At 51.0% G+C, this 1660-nt stretch carries 4 protein-coding genes; 1 reads left to right on the top strand and 3 read right to left on the bottom strand.

Annotated features, from left to right (window positions below; all coding sequences use genetic code 11):
* The 3 genes from WH5701_RS16100 to WH5701_RS18175 all read right to left on the bottom strand — a co-directional run.
* The coding region (locus WH5701_RS16100; protein ID WP_232201741.1) for a serine hydrolase at positions 1–787 on the bottom strand (787 nt) is incomplete at its 3' end.
* A 64-nt stretch (positions 788–851) separates the two neighbouring features.
* Entirely contained in the window at positions 852–1112 is a 261-nt protein-coding gene (locus WH5701_RS18170) for a DUF4278 domain-containing protein (protein WP_369791626.1), read from the bottom strand.
* Complete coding sequence (locus WH5701_RS18175; RefSeq protein ID WP_232201743.1) at positions 1045–1374, bottom strand: hypothetical protein; 330 nt, start codon at positions 1372–1374, stop codon at positions 1045–1047. The genes WH5701_RS18170 and WH5701_RS18175 overlap by 68 nt, the downstream gene beginning before the upstream one ends.
* A gap of 6 nt (positions 1375–1380) precedes the next feature.
* Between WH5701_RS18175 and WH5701_RS16110 the strand changes: the two genes are divergently transcribed.
* A partial coding sequence (locus WH5701_RS16110; protein ID WP_071934137.1) for a DUF3303 domain-containing protein occupies positions 1381–1660 on the top strand: 280 nt, incomplete at its 3' end.

The raw sequence follows: 1660 nt of genomic DNA on the forward strand, positions 1-1660 counted from the left end.
AACGTTCATCAAATCTCAAGCCACTATTCATTCTTAAGAGATGATCCAGTGTGATTTTTTGTCGGTCATCTTTGTTGTTGCCCCATTCTGGTAGTGACAACGGTTCATTAAGCCGTAATTGACCATTTTCAACAGCAATTCCAATCAGCGCATGGGTCAGACTTTTGCTCATCGACCAACCAATTAAAGGTGTTTCCGGTGTGATGCCATCCGCATATCTTTCAGCAATTACCCAGCCGTCTTGCACAACAACAATGGCGCGGGTGCGTTTTGGTGCAGAGGCTTGTGCTTCTTCAAATGCCTTTCTGATGGCCTTGTCTAGTTTATTTCTGTTAATTCTTGGTGGTATGTCTGCTGCATCGGATGAAATCTTCCAGGGAGTTGTTTGAACTATTGGATTTGTTGGTTGTTCTCTTCTCTGATCGGGGAGTTTGACGACTTTGGTATTGGCAATTGCTTGACTACACCCAAGATTCCCTTGACGAACAGCTTTGCCTCGCACAAGTCCAAGGAACGCCCAAGCGTGAACGACTCCACGATTGACATCGATTTGGGTTTGGATTAGTCCTTGGGCGAGCGCTAGATCTTCACGTTTGAGCCGGTTTGCATCCATTCCGGCCATCAAAACGCCGGAGCAGAGAATCTTTGCGCTGTAGGCCGTACCTGCCCGGGCCAAGTTGAACGTTTTGTGGGCGAGTGGAAGGGTCAGGGCCGCAGCAGTTCCTAAAACAACGACGGAAACTCCAAGCGCTCGATTTTGAACCGTTCGACCAAACAGCCTTGGCAATATCGCCTCCCCTAGAAAAAGGCGGGAGTGAACCTCCCACCTCCATCATCGTCGTTATCCGGATTTAGTACACGCCGTAGCTGACTCCGCGGTACCGAAGTGTGCGTCCAGCAGTGGCTTCTTGTTGTTGCCCAATTGCTTCATAGGCAATGCCCCTATACCGCAATTGTGATTTGTTGGTAGGGACTAACGGTGTGTGCTGGTTGTCGGTGTAATCAGCATTCCGAAAGGCACGGACCATGGCGGAACGTGCAAGGTCAACGGCCCGACTTTTCACGGCGCGGGCTTTGATCAGTTGAAGCGTGTTCATAAAACACTCCTTCATTGCCCACGCCCCCGTTGCTTGGCATGGGTCTGACTGCAGCTTCGATTGGAAGCTCAACGTGCATCAAGAATAGCATTTTTGTATCAACCGCTACCGAATGTAAGCTTTCATTGCGCGTTCCGTTGTTCAGGCCTTCAGTTGGAGGGGGGAGGAGATCGATTGCGCGCCACCACTCTTCTTGGATGGCCAGCCCCAGGGATTCGTCTGATCGATCACATCGCACACCATCGATTGCTGTTAAAACAACCAGATCTGAAGCCACAGCCCCATGCAGCACTACCTCATTGTCTGGAACTTCCCAACAGTGCAGGGGTCTTGGGAAGCCTGCCCTTCATTTGCCGGATACATCAATTCGGGAGGGCCTGGCGATCACTTCGAAGGTTTTGAACTGAAGTACCGCGTTTGTGATCCAATCGGTGGAAAAGGAATGGCGATTGCGGTGGCTGCCGACATCGGCAAAGTGTGGGCCCATCTCGCACCTTGGATCGAAGGCTTTGGCATCCAATTCGATGTCACCCCGGTTGTGTCTGATGCAGAGTTCGCTGCCA

It is taken from the genome of Synechococcus sp. WH 5701 (genome assembly GCF_000153045.1).
Lineage (GTDB): Bacteria > Cyanobacteriota > Cyanobacteriia > PCC-6307 > Cyanobiaceae > Regnicoccus_A > Regnicoccus_A antarcticus.

Coding starts and splice junctions, on each gene's coding strand:
- WH5701_RS18170 (WP_369791626.1), bottom strand. CDS start 1,112: ATGAAGGAGTGTTTTATGAACACGCTTCAACTGATCAAAGCCCGCGCC.